15 protein-coding genes are annotated in these 18,368 nt (G+C 36.6%); 7 read left to right on the top strand and 8 right to left on the bottom strand.

The window, feature by feature from the left end; genetic code table 11:
- Positions 1-74: 74 nt before the first annotated feature.
- The 4 genes from IPP64_10180 to dinB form a co-directional block, all read right to left on the bottom strand.
- Positions 75-833, bottom strand: coding sequence for a hypothetical protein (locus IPP64_10180; GenBank protein ID MBL0329763.1), 759 nt, complete (start codon positions 831-833; stop codon positions 75-77).
- 14 nt (positions 834-847) lie between these two features.
- A complete protein-coding gene (locus IPP64_10175) occupies positions 848-4,048 on the bottom strand; it encodes a M1 family metallopeptidase (GenBank protein ID MBL0329762.1) in 3,201 nt (1,066 codons plus the stop codon).
- 151 nt (positions 4,049-4,199) lie between these two features.
- A complete protein-coding gene (locus tag IPP64_10170; protein MBL0329761.1) occupies positions 4,200-7,130 on the bottom strand; it encodes a DNA polymerase III subunit alpha in 2,931 nt (976 codons plus the stop codon).
- The gene (gene dinB, locus IPP64_10165) at positions 7,131-8,288 is read right to left on the bottom strand and encodes a DNA polymerase IV (GenBank protein MBL0329760.1); all 1,158 of its coding nucleotides are present in this window, start codon (positions 8,286-8,288) and stop codon (positions 7,131-7,133) included. It abuts the gene before it with no gap.
- Between the two features lie 135 nt (positions 8,289-8,423).
- On the opposite strand from dinB, the gene IPP64_10160 reads away from it, so the two are divergent.
- From IPP64_10160 to IPP64_10145, 4 genes are all read left to right on the top strand, one after another.
- The gene (locus tag IPP64_10160; GenBank protein ID MBL0329759.1) at positions 8,424-9,803 is read left to right on the top strand and encodes a GIY-YIG nuclease family protein; all 1,380 of its coding nucleotides are present in this window, start codon (positions 8,424-8,426) and stop codon (positions 9,801-9,803) included.
- A gap of 363 nt (positions 9,804-10,166) precedes the next feature.
- The gene (locus IPP64_10155; protein ID MBL0329758.1) at positions 10,167-10,925 is read left to right on the top strand and encodes a LexA family transcriptional regulator; all 759 of its coding nucleotides are present in this window, start codon (positions 10,167-10,169) and stop codon (positions 10,923-10,925) included.
- 130 nt (positions 10,926-11,055) lie between these two features.
- Positions 11,056-11,589 carry a 3'-5' exonuclease gene (locus tag IPP64_10150; protein ID MBL0329757.1) on the top strand — a complete coding sequence of 178 codons (534 nt, stop codon included), beginning with the start codon at positions 11,056-11,058 and terminating at the stop codon, positions 11,587-11,589.
- 55 nt (positions 11,590-11,644) lie between these two features.
- Entirely contained in the window at positions 11,645-13,057 is a 1,413-nt protein-coding gene (locus IPP64_10145; GenBank protein MBL0329756.1) for a T9SS type A sorting domain-containing protein, read from the top strand.
- Positions 13,058-13,062: 5 nt separating this feature from the next.
- Here the strand turns inward: IPP64_10145 and IPP64_10140 are convergent, their stop codons facing one another.
- The 4 genes from IPP64_10140 to recR all read right to left on the bottom strand — a co-directional run bounded on the left by IPP64_10140 (position 13,063) and on the right by recR (position 16,275).
- Positions 13,063-13,668: a hypothetical protein gene (locus IPP64_10140; protein MBL0329755.1), complete on the bottom strand. Its 606-nt coding sequence runs from the start codon at positions 13,666-13,668 to the stop codon at positions 13,063-13,065.
- A gap of 44 nt (positions 13,669-13,712) precedes the next feature.
- Positions 13,713-14,651 carry a hypothetical protein gene (locus tag IPP64_10135; protein MBL0329754.1) on the bottom strand — a complete coding sequence of 313 codons (939 nt, stop codon included), beginning with the start codon at positions 14,649-14,651 and terminating at the stop codon, positions 13,713-13,715.
- A gap of 71 nt (positions 14,652-14,722) precedes the next feature.
- On the bottom strand, positions 14,723-15,658 hold the full coding sequence (locus IPP64_10130) for a glycosyltransferase family 2 protein (GenBank protein ID MBL0329753.1): 936 nt from the start codon (positions 15,656-15,658) through the stop codon (positions 14,723-14,725).
- Complete coding sequence (gene recR / locus IPP64_10125; GenBank protein MBL0329752.1) at positions 15,655-16,275, bottom strand: recombination protein RecR; 621 nt, start codon at positions 16,273-16,275, stop codon at positions 15,655-15,657. The genes IPP64_10130 and recR overlap by 4 nt, the downstream gene beginning before the upstream one ends.
- Before the next feature lie 88 nt (positions 16,276-16,363).
- Here recR and IPP64_10120 point away from each other — a divergent pair, with 88 nt between their 5' ends.
- From IPP64_10120 to IPP64_10110, 3 genes are read left to right on the top strand one after another with little or no spacing between them, the layout of a single operon-like run.
- Complete coding sequence (locus tag IPP64_10120) at positions 16,364-17,566, top strand: methyltransferase domain-containing protein (protein MBL0329751.1); 1,203 nt, start codon at positions 16,364-16,366, stop codon at positions 17,564-17,566.
- Positions 17,559-17,891: a hypothetical protein gene (locus IPP64_10115; protein ID MBL0329750.1), complete on the top strand. Its 333-nt coding sequence runs from the start codon at positions 17,559-17,561 to the stop codon at positions 17,889-17,891. The genes IPP64_10120 and IPP64_10115 overlap by 8 nt, the downstream gene beginning before the upstream one ends.
- A gap of 25 nt (positions 17,892-17,916) precedes the next feature.
- A complete protein-coding gene (locus IPP64_10110; GenBank protein MBL0329749.1) occupies positions 17,917-18,291 on the top strand; it encodes a hypothetical protein in 375 nt (124 codons plus the stop codon).
- The last annotated feature ends 77 nt before the right edge of the window (positions 18,292-18,368 follow it).

Below are 18,368 nucleotides of genomic sequence, written 5' to 3'. Positions count from 1 at the left end.
TAAAATAGTTCGGCTCCGCCAATCATACAAATGAATTGTATTTCTGAGCGGAGCGGAAGATTATAAATGAATTCTTAATTCAATTTCTTTAACAAAGCTTCACAATCTTTTTTTGCTTTGATGTCATCTTCATTGGAAGGTGTAATTTCTAATGCTTTTTTTGCCCAAAGTTTAGCTTCTACCTTTTTACCCATATCGTAATAGGTTTGAGCCAATTCATATTGATGGTTCATGTATTTAGGCTCCAAACTAATTGCTGTCATAAATGACTTAATAGCATCTTCGTGAGAGCCACCCGGAGGAACACCACCAAAAAACGAGTTAATCATCGCCTTCTCAATAGCGCTGAAGTTAGCAATCGTTCTGTGCCAGCGACCAAGAATATGATGCGCTCCTGCTAATTTAGGATTTAGAGCAATGGCTCTGTCGGCTTGCGCTTTGATTAGCTTGGCATTGGCAATTTTTTGTTTTGAACTTGCATTTTCATTGATTCGTCCTAACGCCATTGCATATGCATAATGTGCATCGGCACTTGCTTCATTGATTTTGATTGCTTTTTTAGCAAGGTATTCTGCACTTGTATAATGCTTCATTTTTTCAGCTTCTGCAGCAACATAATAGTAGCCGTATTTCGAATAACAATAACTGGCATACTGTAAGTAGTTGACATTGTTAGAATCCGATTTTAGCAATGCTTGAAACATTGGAAATGCTTCTTTGTATTTTAATTCTGTTTTTAACTTCAGTGCCTTTGCATATTGCTCATCGTTTGATTGAGCGACAGCAATTGTGCCGGTTAAAATTAGAAAAGAGAATGTGATTAATTTTTTCATGTTTTTTATTTTTTTTAGAATGCTCGGTTGACACCAATTACAAAACGATATTGAACATATCCAGCATCGGTTGCCGGAATTTTATTTAAGAAAAGTGGCATGTCAAAACGGATAGTTAATGGATTGACAGTTTGTAGTGGCCCAAATTTTTTGATGGTTAAGGTTGCTCCAACTCCTGCATCAGCTCGCAAGTCTGACATTTTTAAAACAGGGTCTGTTGCTGCACTATAATTGATAATACCTGCGTCACCAAATAAGTAAGTAGTTAGTTTAAATGTTTTTGTAAACCAGTTTTGTCTTTTTACTTTAACAATTCCACTAAACTCAAGTTCTGCATTTACAGCTGCTCCAGTATTTCCTTTGTAGGTATATACCACCGTTCCATCACTTTGAATTTGTGGAGCAAGGTAGCCAGAATAGCCTCTTAAGTTTAATCCTCCTCCGTGATGAAAAATATTAGTTGTTGCACCAACTTCAGCCCAAGCCGGATCAAAAAAGCCTTGTGAACGCGTGTATTTATTTTCCATCATTTCTTCCGGGTTAGCACCGGCTAAAAATAAAGAGGATTCATTTGCCCAATTCGTTCCTGTTCCGTATTGTCCATACACGCGAGTGTTTAACAATAAACGCCATAATTTTGTGTGATTGTTGATTGTTAAGTTTATCGATTGGAAATCGTAATCACTCATTATTGCAGAAGAGCGTAGTCCTAAATTGATGTTTCCTGTACCAGCTGAATAGTTGTAAGCATGTTCAAGTCCCACATTTAATGTATTGTTCAATTGGTTGGGTGTCCATTCTTTTGGTAATAATAAATATGGAATATCATTCAATCCTTTTCTGTACATTGATTTGAAGTACAAATAAATTTTGTTTTTGCCTTTGATGTCTTTTCTATCAAAGCCTACGGTATATCCATTCAATCCATCCAAAGCTTTTGCTGAGAAGTAGAAAGACGATCCCTTCATGAATTTATCTGTAGCTGTGCGATAGTTAATTCGGAAACTAACATTGTCGTATAAATCTTTTGCATTGTTTTCCGTTGCGGTATCTAAATAGTTGTGTGCAATACCTGTGTTGAACCAAACTGTTGCATCAAAAATATGTTTGTAAGCCATGTAGTTACCATTCATGTTGAGTCCTACTTTCAGTCCGTCATACCCGTTGTACCAAACATCCGGGCGGGCAAATAATTCATAGCGTGTCCAATCGGATGGATTATAAATTTTAGAATCGAATCGGTATTTGATTGGAAATTTTTGATTGTTGTTGAGCATGTTTACATCTGCCAAACGGGTGCTTGGATCAATGATCACATTGGCTATCCCTCCGGGAATGGTTAACTCTGTGGTATATGTTTTTTGCACATTGTCCCAGCCAATCCAACGAGGTAACACTTTCGATTTTGTTTGTTTAACAAACCAGGTGTTTGGAATGTGATAATAGTAAACACTATCGTTTTTCCCGACAACCGCAAAATCAATTGGCATTTGCATTCCTTTGCGTTCAAACGTTACTTTGTATGCATCATCTCCCTTACCTTTTTTCACAGATTTTACTGTATAGTCGATTGTTTTAGAGGTTTCCATCCATTCATCAAAAAACCAATTCAAATCAACATGCTTGTATTGAATCACAGAGTTTCTAAAGTCTTCCACATGTGGATGGGCAAATTTCCATTGATTAAAATAATTACTAATCGCAGCTTTGAATAGGGAGTCGCCTAATGTGTATTGCAAATTATACAACATGGTTGCTGTTTTCATGTACACTTGTGAATAGCCACCGCCATGGCGGATAGCGCCATTGTACATGTCGGAATGTAAATTCATAAATGTTTCTACATCTTTTGTAGCAGAATTCATGTAGCCATTGTATACTTCACTGTTGCGAACATAATCCGGTTCGGTAAAACGTTTTACATAATTTGATTTTGGCAAATAAGCGATGCGTTGTTTTCCATCAATGCGTTCATAGGTCCAGTTGGTGATGAATTGTGTAAATCCTTCATCCAAAGAAGGACGGTAGGTTTCGTTGGAACCAACCATTCCGAAAAACCAATTATGACTAATTTCATGTACAAATAAATCACGGTAATTGGGGTCGAAACCTCCGCAGAGTGTTACCATAGGGTATTCCATTCCGTCTTGTGCATCGGCTACCACCATTTTTTTATAGCCATACATTCCAAAATCTTCGGAATTTACTTTGATAATTTTTGACGTGTATTCAGCGGCATTCAGCCATCCTGCAACATGGGGTTCCTGCACAAGTGCAATACATTTGATTCCATTCCATTCTGTTTCGCTGATACGATAAGTTGGGTCAGCCGTTAAAGCAAAATCGTGCACATTTTCCGCATGAAACATCCATGTTTTTGTTGTTCCGTTGGGCTCAATCACTACCGATGGTTTTTCATTCCATGGTTTTTTAACGAAATTCTTGATGTCTAATTTAGCGCGTAAATCGTCCGGCAATACGTCTTTTTTATTTAACAACATTCCTGTTGCATCCAAAACATAGTTGTTGGGAAAAGTAAATGCGACATCAAATGTTCCATAATCGCCATAAAATTCATGATCCATGTGTTGGTCGGTATCCCAACCGGCTTTACGGTCATAAACAGAAATACGCGGATACCAATGCACCACATCATAATGTTTATAGCCGAATGCATTGAACATTTTCATTCGGTTACGGATGGAGCCATTGTCGAAATACGTTTTGAAATTTAATTTGAAAGTGATGTTTTCTCCTGATTTTAATGGAGTAGGGAGGTATACTTTTAAAACGGTATTGTCCAATTCCATTTTAAGATCCACCCCATTTGCAGTAATTTTTGAAACCACGGTTCCTAATCCTTGCTCCTGGTATTTACCGAATTTTACTTTGATGTCGTTGTTTTTATAAAGGTCTTCCAGATAGGAACCTTTTGTTTGAGCATTGTTGTATAAATGAAAATATACGAACGGGAGTTCGTCCGGAGAATTATTGTAATAGGTTAATTCTTCTGTTGCTTCAACAATATCGGTTTTGTCATCCAGTGAGGCATTTATTTTATAATGCACATCTTGTTGCCAATAGCCTTCATATGGTTTGCGGTTTTTCCAATAGTATTGATTACTGCTACTTTGGAAATTAGATTCAGGAAACTGAGCAAATAAACCTTCGGAAAATGAAAATAATGTCAGTGCAATAAAGATTAACTTCTTCATAGTGTTGTTATGCATAAATTCTATCGTAAATATAGCAGATTTTTTGAAAATGAGAGGGAATTTAGTGCTAATCCATTGTGATAGAAATCTGTTGCGGTTATAAATACTATTTTTTATTGTGTTGTTTGTCTTGTTCCGACAGGATTAATTTTTAATTTCTTGGGTCAGGTTGTATTGGTAATCGAGCCATTTTTTCTACTTCAATACTCGGAAATCCGAATTCCTCAACTACTTTTCCCGAAATCAGATATACACCGGATCCTGTGAATGGGAATTTTTTTAAGCTAGGTGGAAAGTTAACGGTATCAAAAAAACAACCATCCATATCTAAAAATGTTCCGAAAGCCATCTGGTCCCCATTGATTGTTCTTACTGGTTTGTACGTTACATAGTTGCCCATGATTCGAATTTGTTTTCCTGTAAAATGTATCAGTTCTTTTGCTCTGAGGCTTTCACGACTTGCCGTTTTAAGTAAATCGAAAGGATTTAATGTTGTTGTAAATCCGAGTAATTCTATTTCATCATACGCATCTTCGATTTTGTTGTATTCCAATGGTGGTAGCGTAAAGTCACTTTTAGGAGGCTCGAATAACATAGAACTGTGTTTTGTTTGATTTTGTCCCATTAGCAAATGTGCTTCCCACAATAGTTGTCGTTTGTTTTTTTTTGTAAATCGGAATGCATTAATACGAATGAGAATAATAAGTTGTTCAATCCCAATTTGAATACGTTTTAGGAAATCCTCTAAGGATGTATAGTTCCCATTTTTGTTTCGTTCAGATTCAATTGTTTGTCCAATTTTTTCTTCTAAGCTTTTTAAATGTATAAATCCAAGGTGAATGTCTTTCCCATGGATATTGGTTGTATATGTACTTTTATTAACACAAGGTAAATGTACTTCAGCACCTGACATTTGGGCTTCGTTTACATAGATTCGTGTATTGTAAAAACCTCCGAAGTTGTTGATGACAGCGACCATAAATTCCATTGGGAAATAGGATTTTAGATATAAACTTTGGTAGCTTTCAACAGCATAGCTTGCTGAATGCGCTTTGCTAAAGCTGTAACCTGCAAAAGATTCTATTTGCCGCCATACTTCATTCGAAATGTGTTCGGGGTATTTTTGTTCTTTACAATGGTTGAAAAATTTAGCTTCTATTTCTTCTAAATGCTTTTTGTTTCTTGATTTTCCACTCATCATTCTTCTTAGTACATCCGCATCGGCCAAATCCAATCCTCCAAAGTAATGTCCAACTTTTAAAACATCTTCTTGGTATACCATTACACCAAATGTATCCTTCAGCTGCTCTTTCATAACCGGATGTAGATATTCAAAGCTTTCAGGGTTGTGTGATCGTTGAATATATGCTTTCATCATGCCACTCCTTGCTACTCCAGGGCGGATGATTGAGCTTGCAGCTACCAATGTAAGGTAATTGTCACAATTTAGTTTTTTGAGTAATCCGCGCATCGCAGGGCTTTCCACATAAAAACAACCAATTGTGTTGCCCGACAATAATTGTGCTTGAACTTTTTTATCGGTTTTAAATTTATTGATGTCGTGAACATCAATCGATATGCCTTTGTTTTGTTTTACAATTTCTGCCGCTTCTTTTATATGTCCGATGCCTCTCTGGCTTAAAACATCGAGTTTGTCTAAACCAATATCTTCGGCCAAATACATGTCGAATTGCGTGGTTGGAAAACCTTTGGGAGGCATGTCTAAGGCGCAATAGGCGGTGAGTGGCTCTTCTGAAATTAAAATTCCACCTGCATGAATGCTTCTTGTATTCGGATAGTTTTCTATTTCACTATAATAACTGAGAATGGTTTTGCAAATTTCATTTTCATTGAGTGCCGAATTCGGATCTTTGATTAATCGGTCAATGTCTTCTTTTGGTAATCCATAGATTTTTCCCAATTCGCGAATAATCGACCGGTCTTTAAAGGTTGACATTGTGCCTAGCAGGGCGGTATGTTTTCTGCCGTATCGTTTAAAAATATAATCAATAACATCATCTCGTTCTTTCCAGCTATAATCAATATCAAAATCCGGAGGCGACTTTCTTTTTGGATTTAAAAAACGTTCGAAATAGAGATCCAGTTCAATCGGGCAAACGTCAGTAATTCTTAAGCAATATGCAACCACGCTGTTTGCACCGCTTCCTCGTCCTACATGATAGTATCCTCTCGACATGGAATATCGGACAATATCCCACGTGATTAAAAAATATGCGGAAAAATCAAGATTGTTGATAATTGCCAATTCATTATCAACTCGTTGTTTGGCTATCTTGTTGTTTGCTCCATATCTGAATGTGAGGCCATCGTATGCTAATTTTTGAAGAAGTAACGTATCATCGTTTTTATTTCCGGTAAATGTTTTTTTATTTTTATTGGATTTAAAATCGAAGTTGAAACAACAATTCTCCACAATTATTTTTGTGTTTTTAATCAATTGCGGTAGCTCTTCAAATTTTTTCAATAACAGCTTTCTTGGTATGGGGTGTTCGTCATTGCCTGCAGTATTTTCCGGCTTTAGTTGTGATAAAAGTAAGTTGTGGCCTACTGCACATAATTTTTGGTGCACATCATACCCTTTTTGATTGTCGTAGGTAAGTGATTGCAAGATGACATATTTACTTTTTTGTTTTTCAGAATCAAAAAGTATTTTATTGATTTGATTGGAACGAATTCCAATAAATTCGTTTTCTTTTAACTCCTCTGTTGTGGCTTTTGAATAAGTATAAATGATATAACAGTTGTGCAATTCAGCTCGTTTTGGAATTGTTGTGCATGAAATGTTGCATGCTGTCATTAATTCATTAATTTCCTTAAATCCATCATTGTTTTTAGCGATGGCAATAAACTGAAGTTCGTCTCCATTTCGAAACTCCATGCCAACAATTGGCTTGATGCATTTTTCAAAACAAACCTTTACAAATTCTAAAACCCCTGAAGAATTATTAATATCGGTAATTGCAATCGCTTCGTAGTTGTTGTCAAGCGCAGCTTGCACTACTTCCTCAATGGATAGTGTTCCATATCGTAAGCTATAATATGTATGCGCATTTAGTATCATTTATCGTTTTTTACCTAAGCTGATACTTCTTTTTATTGCATCTTCTCCATACCGCAAACGGATTTTATCCATTGCTTGATATAGTTTTACCATTTCTTCCGTATCATCAAATAAATGAATTTGATTGTAGCCAGCTGCTAGATTCGTTAGTTTGATTCCTATTAAACGGATGAGTACTCTGCGGGAGTAATTTTTTTCAAATACTTCCATTGCTTTCGTTAGTAGAATATGATCGGAAGAGGTATGTGCGATTTTACATTGAAATGTATGTGTTTGGAAATCGGTATAACGTAATTTTAGTACAATGCAACCGGTTACTTTTTTTTCCTTGCGGAGTTGAAATGCCAAATCAAAAACCATTGTAACAATATGCTGCTTTAGTTTTTTAATATCTGTAGTATCTTTATCAAAAGTTGTTTCCTTGCTAATGCTTTTTCTTTCAGAATAAGGTTCAACAGGAGAATTGTCAATTCCGTTTGATTTTTTCCAAATAGTTTGACCATTCTCTCCCAGAACACTTGTCATCATTTCGATGGGCATTTGTTGAATGGTTTGCACTCTTTCAATTCCCATGTTGCGCAACAGCATGTACGTTTTATCACCTATTCCCGGAATTTTTCTAATAGAAAGCGGGCTCAGAAAAAGTTTTTCTAATCCATGGTCAACGCTTAATTCTCCATTCGGTTTGGATTCACCGGTCGCAATTTTAGAAACAGTTTTGTTGGCAGATAAACCAAATGAAATGGGTAATCCGGATTGTTTGATGATCCGTTCTCTTAACTCATGCGTCCATTGCATGCTTGGTTTAACATAGCGTTCCATCCCGGTAATATCAAGATAGTGTTCGTCTATACTTGCTTTTTCAACAATCGGACTTTGTTCATTTATAATTTCTGTAACAATGTTGGAGTGTTTGGAATATTCATCATAGTCGCCCTGAACAAAGATGGCCTGTGGGCAGAGTTGTTTGGCCATTCTTGCCGGCATTGCGGAATGAACACCAAATTGTCGTGCTTCATAACTGCAAGATGCCACAACCCCTCTGTCGGATGTACCTCCTATAATTACGGGTTTTCCGTTAAGGCTGCTATTGTTTAAGCGTTCAACGGATACAAAAAAAGAATCCAAATCCATATGGACAATCGTGCGCTTATTCATTTTTTTGAGAATTGGAGTAGCGAATTAATTTCGATTTGAAATTACCAATATATTTAGTAATTTTGTGCCAAGTATTTTAGTAACCTTTGTATCCTTCTAATTAAAGGGCTTGTAGCGCCAAAGAAAATATTAACAATGTTTGCCATCATCGACATAGAAACCTGCGGAGGGAAATTTGAATACAGAAGAGGACATGTAATTGAAATCTGTATTTTAATCCACGATGGGTTGACTGTAGTAGATAAATTCTCGACATTGATAAATCCACAATGTTATATTCATCCAACATTTACTCGTATTTCAGGAATTACAAATGAAATGGTACAAGATGCGCCAACCTTTCCTGAAGTTGCCAAAAAAATATGGGAGATGACAGAGAACAAGATTTTTGTAGCACACAATGTGGGGTTTGATTATGGATTTATAAAAGAAGAGTTTAATTCATTTGGGGCGAAATTTAAACGCGACACGCTGTGTACTGTTCGTTTGAGCAGGAAATTAATTCCCGGTAAGAAGTCGTATAGTCTCGGAAATCTTTGTGAATCGTTGGGGATCGAAATTGAAGACCGACACAGAGCGGAAGGAGATGCTGTTGCAACAGCAAAATTGTTTGACCGATTAATGCAAATCAAAAGCGATCATCCTCAATACAAAACCAAAGGGGTTGACGAATTGATGGTAAGACGAATTGATAAGATTAAAAAATATATTCTAAATAAACTTCCGGAAGAGTGTGGTGTATATTATTTTTTGGATCAAGATCAACAAATCATATACATCGGCAAAAGTGTAAATGCATACAACAGAGCCATGAGCCACTTTAATACAAAAGAACAGAAAGGCAGGAAAATGTTGAACGAATTGTATAATGTTGATTTTGTTGCTACCGGAAGTGAATTGATCGCATTGCTTATGGAGGCCGAAGAAATAAAAAAGCATAAACCCAAATATAATCGCCAGCGAAAATCCGATTCATTTACACATAGTATTGATTGGTTTAAAGATGACAAAGGGATCATCAATTTTAAATTGGTAGAATATGCCGATGCACAATCGCCCTTGATGTCTTTTAATTCCTATTTTGCTGCACGTGAAAAGTTAGAAACCTTATTGGATGAAAATGATTTGTGTTTGCTGTACTGTGGATTAACGGAAGCCGGTTCAATTTGTTTTAATCATCAGATAAAAAAATGCAATGGCATTTGTGCCGGAGAAGAAGAGGTAGTCATTTATAATAAGCGCGCAAATGAACTGATGCAGCAGTATCTGCTTCCATATTCGGATTTTGTGATTATCGATAAAGGGAAAGTGCTTGGAGAGAAATCGGTTATTCTTATTGAAGAGAATGTTGTGAGAGGAGTTGGTTATTTTGATATAACAGTAGAAATAAATTCGCCCAATGACTTTAAAAACTATGTGAAACGATGCACCTACTTCCCGGATGCGAATGATTTAGTTAGAGGTTTTTTAAAACAAAACCCAAAAATTAAGTTATATCCACTTGGATTAGATTGAGGAGGATATGGTATTTTGAGTTTTGGTGGCTTCTCTCATTGTGAAGGCAGCGAGACAATCTCTTTCAATTACTTTTCCGAAATTGCCTCGCGCCTCGCGATGATTATTTTATTATTGTCATTTCGAGATTGACTTTTGCCATTTCGTCCCGATAGCTATCGAGCGAAGTCGAGAAAAAAAATCGGGGTGGTTTCATTATTTAAATAACCATGGCATTGTTTATTTTTTTCTTGAAAACAGCACCCCGATTCGAAATCTTAAAATCTTATCCCGATAGTTATCGGGACACAAACAAAACATTTTTTGATTTACATTTGCAAATGTGCAAATATATTTAGTATATTTGTGCTAAATATATTAGCAATGTCAAAAATAGCCAAAAACATTAGTGTTCTGAGAGCACTAAAAAAATTATCTCAAACTCAGTTAGCGGATGAATTGGATATTTCCCGCTCTCGATTAGGATCTTATGAAGAAGGAAGAGCTGAGCCTCCTTATGATTTATTAATCAAAATTGCAGATCATTTTCACATTGCCATTGATGCATTGGTGAGAGGTGATTTGGCAAAAACGGATCCGGAGTCATTGCTCGAAATCGGGAAAAACAGAATCCTGTTTCCTGTGATTGTTGATCGTCAAAATCAAGACCTGGTAGAAGTGGTTCCTGCAAAAGCGGTTGCCGGTTATTTAAATGGGTATGCCGATCCTGAATTTATCGAGGATCTGCCAATCATGAACCTCCCATTTAAAATTGTTGGCAAACACCGTGCATTCTCCATAAAAGGGGATTCTATGCCATTACTAAAAGATGGAACATTCGTAGTGGGTAAATATGTGGAGTCGATGAAAGAAATAAAAGACGGACAAACCTATATCATCCTTACCAAAGAAGATGGAGTGGTGTACAAACGCCTGTATCGTGAAGATAAAAAATCGAACGATGTATTCCAGTTTCACTCAGATAATCCTGTGTATAGTCCATATCCGGTTAAAACAGAAAACATCATCGAAGTTTGGAGCTTTGTATGCAGCTTAAATATTGGTGAGTTTAAACCACAAGACTTAAACTTGGAAAGCATGATTCGTTTCTTGCAGTCATTCCGCGTTGAAATGGGAAAATAGTGGGTAGCCACAGATTCACAGATTTTCTGTTTTAGAAAATAATTGGTGAGATTTCTAATTTGAAAATTTTAATCTGTGAATCTGTGGCTAAAAACACGAGTCTCTGTGTCAAAATCATATCTTTGCAACAATGTTTGCCATCATCGATATAGAAACCTGCGGAGGTAAATTCAATTATCCTACAGGACGCATCACCGAAATCTGTATTTTAATTCATGATGGATTAAGTGTGGTCGATAAATTTTCTACTCTCATTGATCCGGAATGTTATATCTCCCCTTTATATACAGATATTACCGGTATTACCAACGAAATGGTAGTTGGAGCTCCAAAATTTCATCAAGTCGCAAAAAAAATTCACGAACTCACCGACAATAAAACCTTTGTTGCTCACAATGTGAGTTTCGATTATAATTTCATCAAAGCAGAATTCGCTTCCTTAGGTTTTCATTTCGAACGAAAGAAGTTATGTACTGTCCAATTAAGCAGAAAACTAATTCCCGGTCATAAATCATATAGCTTAGGGAAAATATGTGATGCATTGAATATCCCGAATAACGCAAGACACAGAGCGGAAGGCGATGCTGTAGCTACTGCGAAGTTGTTTGATATTCTACTTCAGGTTAAATCATCAGGAAGTCATCCAAAACTATTTGTGAAATAAACTTACCCAAGAGCATTTATTGTTTTAAATTGCTAATTCATTAATAATTGAAATCATGAAAACGATAAAAATCGGTAGTATTCTTTTATTTCTTTTCATTCTCCAATCTTCTTATTCAACCAATTGGTTAGTGGGGCCTAGTCGTTTTTATACCTTACCAAGTCAGGTTTCTACATTAGTTGCAAATGGAGATACGGTTTCTATTGATGCAGGAATATATAATTCCGATGTAGCGCATTGGACAGCCAATAATTTGTTGCTGCGCGGTGTGGGTGGAATGGCGCATCTAAAAGCAAACGGATTAAGTTGGGGTGGAAAGGCAATTTGGGTGATTGGTGGAAACAACACCAAAGTAGAATGGATAGAATTTTCTTTGTGTGCCTGTCCTTCCGAAAATGGTGCCGGTATCCGACAAGAAGGTCTGAACCTAACCGTTAGTCATTGTTATTTTCATGATAATGAAAATGGCATTCTTGCAGGAACATTAAATCCAAGTAAGATTATTGTAGAGTATACCGAATTTAGTAACAATGGTTTTGGTGATGGCTACACGCATAATCTGTACATCAACAATATTGATACATTGATTTTTCGTTACAACTATACACATCATTGTAACATTGGGCATGAATTGAAAAGCAGAGCGCATGTGAACTATGTGATGTATAACCGACTCAGCAATGAAGCAACCGGAAATGCCAGTAGAGAAATTGATCTTCCGAATGGTGGAACCAGTTATGTGATTGGGAATGTAATTGAGCAAGGACCTAATTCGACCAACTCCGGAATCGTAGGTTATGGATTGGAAGGATTGACAAATCCGGGACCACAAGAATTTTATTTTGTGAACAATACAGTTGTGAATGATCGCTCCTCCGGAACGTTCATTTCTTTGCCTGCTTCGGGTTTAGATTTGTATAAATCGTATAATAATATTTTTGCAGGACCGGGAACGTCTCTTTCAGGAGCTGCAACCGTTATAGATAGTTCGAATAATATTCGCGCAACCAGCATTGTAACAATGGGTTTTGTGAGTCCAAGTTCGTATGATTATCATCTTATCCCAAGTTCGATAGCTGTTAATTCTGGAACAAATCCTGGACTTGCGAATTCCGGTTTCCCATTAACACCTGACAAAGAATATTCACACCCAGCGAATGAAATTTTAAGATTAATAAGTGGTACAATCGATATTGGTGCACATGAATTTTCAATTCCTATTGGTATAAATGAAGTATCCGATTTGAAAAATGAATTTCACTATTGGATGCACGATGGAACAGTTACGTGCGCAACTTCGCTCCATTCAGTTGATATTTACATTTATGATGTGACAGGGAAATTGCTGCTTACTAAAAAAATCGGACAAGGTATTTCGGTGATCGATTTCAACGGATTTCCAGCAGGTGTTTACATTCTAAAAGGAGTAGTGGGAAGCGAAGTGGTGAGTGGGAAGTTTGTTCGGTAGTTGTTTTATTTATTTTGATTTGGAAAATTAACTGCCATTGGGTCTTTTAAAATAAAGCTTACGGGATATCGATAAGCAGCGTAAAAAATATTCGAATGATTCACCCCTAAACCCATACAAGCATTATTTACCTGAAATACATGATATCCGATAAATAAACCGTTTTTTAGTGGTGAATAACTAATATCTGCATTATAGCCCCAGCTTTTTGATTCGGATTTGTTGCGATTGTCAAATCCCCATTTAACAGATGTTTTCGAAAGGCCTAATTTTGAAACAACTTGGTTGTTTGTGTTGTTCAAAAGACTAATTCCAATTGTTTTGAATGTTGTTCTTTTTTTTCCTCTGAGATACGTATGACCAAAAAAATAATCATAAGCGATGTCAATACCAGCTCCTGATTCAGTTCCAGAAACAGTGTAATTAAAAAATGTAAATCCTAGGTGAGCTCCAAAGTCTAATCCAGATCCAAAATTATAGCCAATTTTTACCCCTGGAAGTATGTTGAGTGTGTTGAAAGAAGTTTGAGCATTTGTTTGAGTATGCAAGCCAATGAGCATGCATAAAATTAGAATAAATTGCTTTGAAATTTTAGTAGAAATTATCTGCATCCTAAATGATGACGTTTTCAACGCAGATTGGTTGCCTTAGTTCCCTAATTTTTAATCCCTTTCCAAACAATATTCAAATCATTCTCGATTTTATAATCTTTGGAATACGCTAAATGCAAACGATTTCGGGTGTCGGCATTGATGGCGATGTTTTTTATCGCATCAGCAGGTGAGAGCGCTGATGGACGTAATTTAGGAAGATGATCGTGTTTGTCGTTGCCGTAACCTACCCAGGATTTGAATCCAAACAACACAGCAAACATGTTTTTAACAAAACCGGCTTTGTTATCTTGAATCAAAACGAGTAGCGGTGAAAAGGCAATGATGAGGATGGAAGACAAGATATCAAACAGTCGTTTGTTGCGTTTGTTTTTTGGTTTCCCGATGGAATTCACATCAATGATATACAAATCGCCTGCAGTGTCAATGGAATTGCTGCCAATGATGGATAAACTTTCGGGAGGTGCAATCTTAAAATCTACATTTTCAGATACGAGGGTATGCATATAATCGATAATACCTTGAGAAGAAATATCGCGTGAACAAAAAATCACTTCATTGATTTTGTAAATTTCAATGACCTCTTCAATTTGGTTAATGTTGCCAACAAAATCAGGATGTGTATTCCCTTTATCGTTCGCACTAATAAAAACAAGGAAGCTGGTGTTGATGTTTGTTTGTTTAAGCAATTGACTTACACGCTCGTATTCCTCTTGCTGGCCAATGATTGCAATACGTTTGCTTTTATCAGGATTTAAGCTGAACGATTTCAATCCGGCAAAGTGAAAAGCCAAGCGAGAAATCAAATACGACAATACCACCCAACCCATTCCTAAAATAATTAATGCGCGGGAGAAACGATAGGCTTCCGGTAAAAGTGAATAACCAATTAAAATAATTCCTGTTCCCACCAAAATTCCTCGAATCACTCTAAACAAACGAATGGGTTTGTCGTAACCACCACTTAAATAAACGGTGAACATCCAAATGATGATATATGCCGGAAAAGCAATAGAGGTGAGGGCAGCCGAATAGGAACCTCCTTCGATGAACTTTATATTTTTTCGTAATAATCTTTGATTAATAATAAGCCGGTCATTATCAATGTAAAGTCGAATGCCGGTAATGCAATGGATTTAAGAAAACGGATAAAGATGGCTGCTCCGGCTCTTAAATAGATGGCGATATTGATTAAGAATGAAAAGAGTTTTGCATTGTTTTGTGAAAAATGCTTGTTGGCAAAAATGACCATCGCTTTGTAAAATACAAATACGTAGTTGATGCTGCTCTTTTTTGTGCTTTCTCCTTTGTAGTGAATAATGCGGGTTTCAGGGAAGTAGTAGTTTTTGTATCCGCCTAAAATAATACGATAGGATAAATCAATATCTTCTCCATACATAAAAAAGGTCTCATCCAATAAACCAACTTTATCGAGTGTGGTTTTACGCATGAGCATAAATGCTCCGGAAAGAATTTCTACCGCATGCGTTTTATCTTTATCTAAAAAGCCGAGGTGATATTTTCCGAATGTTTTTGACTTTGGGAATAAACGAGAAAATCCGAAGATTTTATAAAAGGCAACCGATGGAGTAGGCAGTCCGCGTTTTGATTCCGGTAGGAAATTTCCTTTCCCATCCAGCATTTTTACACCTAATCCACCCGCATCCAGATGTGTATCCATAAATCCGACTACTTTTTCAAATGTATCTTCTTCAACAACGGTATCCGGATTTAATAATAAAACGTATTCACCTTTTGCAATGCGCATGGCTTGATTGTTTGCAAAGGAAAATCCGGTGTTTTTTTTGTTTTCTATTAGTTGAACTTCCGGAAACTTTTCTTTCACCATGTTCACGGAGCCGTCAACAGAGTTGTTGTCGACTACGAAAATTTCAGTCGATACATTTTTTGAAGCTTTGCGAACTGAATGTAGGCATTGCTCTAAAAAATGTTGAACGTTGTAATTGACAATTACGACTGTTAACTTCATTTGAATGATAAGGAGTTTTCGTAGAGTGTACGATTGACAATAGAACGACCAAGCGTTACTTCATCTGCATATTCCAATTCATCGCCAATTGAAATTCCACGGGCAATGGTGGACACTGTTACATTGAATTCTTTTAACCGTTTATAGATATAAAAATTGGTTGTATCGCCTTCCATAGTTGTGCTTAAAGCCATTATCACTTCTTTGATTTCTCCGGAGGTTGCCTTTTTAACAAGCGTTTCGATATTCAAGTCACTTGGACCAATTCCATCCATTGGAGAAATAATTCCACCTAAAACGTGATAAACGCCACGATATTGTTGGGTGTTCTCAATGGCCATCACATCGCGGATATCTTCTACAACACAAATAACGCTGTTATCTCTGTGTGGGTTCACACAAACTTCGCACAAAGGTTTGTCTGAAACATTGTGGCATTTTTCGCAATAACGGAGTTCGTTACGGAGCTTAATAAAGGCACCGCCAAATTTGTTCACTTCAGCTGCATCTTGTTTCATTAAATGCAACACAAAGCGCAACGCAGTACGTTTTCCCACCCCGGGCAACTTACTAAATTCGTTTACAGCTTCTTCGATTAGTTTTGAGGAGAAGTTCATTGTCCCAAAAATACTATTTTTTGACGAGTATAAATAGGCATAATTTACTCCCGATTGTGTATTTTTACACAATTACTTTGTTAATAAAATGAAACTCCACAAATCGCTTGTAAGTGCTGTCATTGAAACCCTTCAACAAATTTTTGTACAGGGTGTTTATGCGGATAAGGCTGTAGAACAAGTACTCAAACAAAATTCACGCTGGGGCTCACGCGACAGACGATTTATTGCCGAAAATGTATACGAAATGGTACGTTGGTGGCGGTTTTTGGTGCACACGCTTGATAAAGGAGATGGAACAGATACCCCACATTATTATGAATTGTTTGCTGCCTGGCAATTATTGAAGGAAGTTGAACTACCAGATTGGGAAGAGTTTAAAGGAATAGAGAAGACTCATATTCTGAAAAATGCGGAACAGGTAAAAAAAACGCGAAAATATCGGGAATCTATACCGGATTGGTTGGATGAAGTAGCCACACGAGAGTTAGGGGAAACTGTTTGGGAAAAAGAAATTCATGAATTAAATAAGGAAGCACAAGTTGTACTTCGTGTAAACACCTTAAAAACAAATTCGGTTCAATTAAAACATTTATTAGCCGAACAATCTATTGAAACATTTCCTGTTGGCGATTATCCGGATGCATTGGTATTGGTGAAACGACAAAATTTACAAAACCTAACTGAATACAAACAAGGTTTGTTTGAAATTCAAGATGCCTCTTCTCAATTAATCGCTCCTTTTTTGGATTTGAAAGAAGGAATGACAGTGATTGATGCTTGTGCAGGAGCGGGAGGGAAATCCTTACACATGGCGGCAATGATAAACAATACCGGAAACATCATTTCAATGGATGTGGAAGAACGCAAATTACTGGAACTGAAAAAACGTGCAGATAGAGGAGGGGTGCGTATTATTAAAACACAATTAATTAATGATGCAGCGCTTTTAAAATTAAAAAATACGGCCGATCGGTTGTTGTTAGATGTGCCTTGCACCGGGCTGGGCGTGATTCGCAGAAACCCAGATGCAAAATGGAAGTTGAGTTTGGAGTTTATCGAAGGAATTACAAAAACACAGCAACAGATTCTTCAAAATTATTCTCAACTTTTGAAACCGGGTGGTGTTATGGTTTATGCAACCTGTAGTATTTTGCCAAGCGAGAATCAGCGACAAGTAGAAACCTTTTTGGAGAAAAATAAAAATTTCGAGTTGATTGAAGATCGAAAGATCCTACCGAGTGAAGGTTTTGATGGGTTTTATATGGCGAAGCTGAAAAAAAATGATTGAGATTTCAAATGATAATAATTTGATTTATCTGCTTTTAGAAAAAGCAGATGCTTTGCCCCAGCGTTTTGATATTGATGCAGTATTGGCATTTGATCTGGAAGACTCTTTTTATGTAGTGGTTTATTTAGCAGGTAACCGTAATTTTATTTCATTCAGAGCGAAGGAGTATCTCCAGGATAACAATGCGTTGATTTATATGCAACAGGTTGTTGAAAATGGCACGACACATGAAATACCTGCTTTGTTAGTTGATGAAGCATTGCAGTTAATTGAACATAAGATGCATACCAAGAAAAATAATCGTTATTTCTTTGATGCACATTGATGAAGTTGTAAATTTGCAGCAAAATATGAGTACATCCCCTAAATTTTATCTTGAATTGCTTGAGCCGCAAATTATTAAGGTTTGCATGACAGATGGAATTGATATTGAATTGAAGGATGCTCAGGAAATGATTCTTGCGGCTTCCGAATTAGCTAAGGGGAAAGAATATGTGACGGTATTTGATGCGTCAAAAACAGGTACAATTAGTAAAGAAGCGCGTGATGCTTTTGCTGTTTCTCCCAAACGAATTGCTGCAGCAATATTAACCGACTCTTTGGCCAATAAATTAGTGGGTAATTTTTTTATAAAATCACATAAGCCGCTTTATCCTACTCGTATTTTCTCTAATGAAAAGGAAGCTGTAAAATGGTTAAGAACACAGATTGCTTCTAAACGATAACCCCTCTCATCCGTTTCATTTAAATAATTTCTAAAAAGGAAAGTAGATTATCCTGCATTGATATTTCTATATTTGCA

It is taken from the genome of Bacteroidota bacterium, from assembly GCA_016722565.1.
Classification (GTDB): domain Bacteria; phylum Bacteroidota; class Bacteroidia; order 2-12-FULL-35-15; family 2-12-FULL-35-15; genus 2-12-FULL-35-15.
This window is presented reverse-complemented; position numbering and strand designations above follow the sequence as displayed.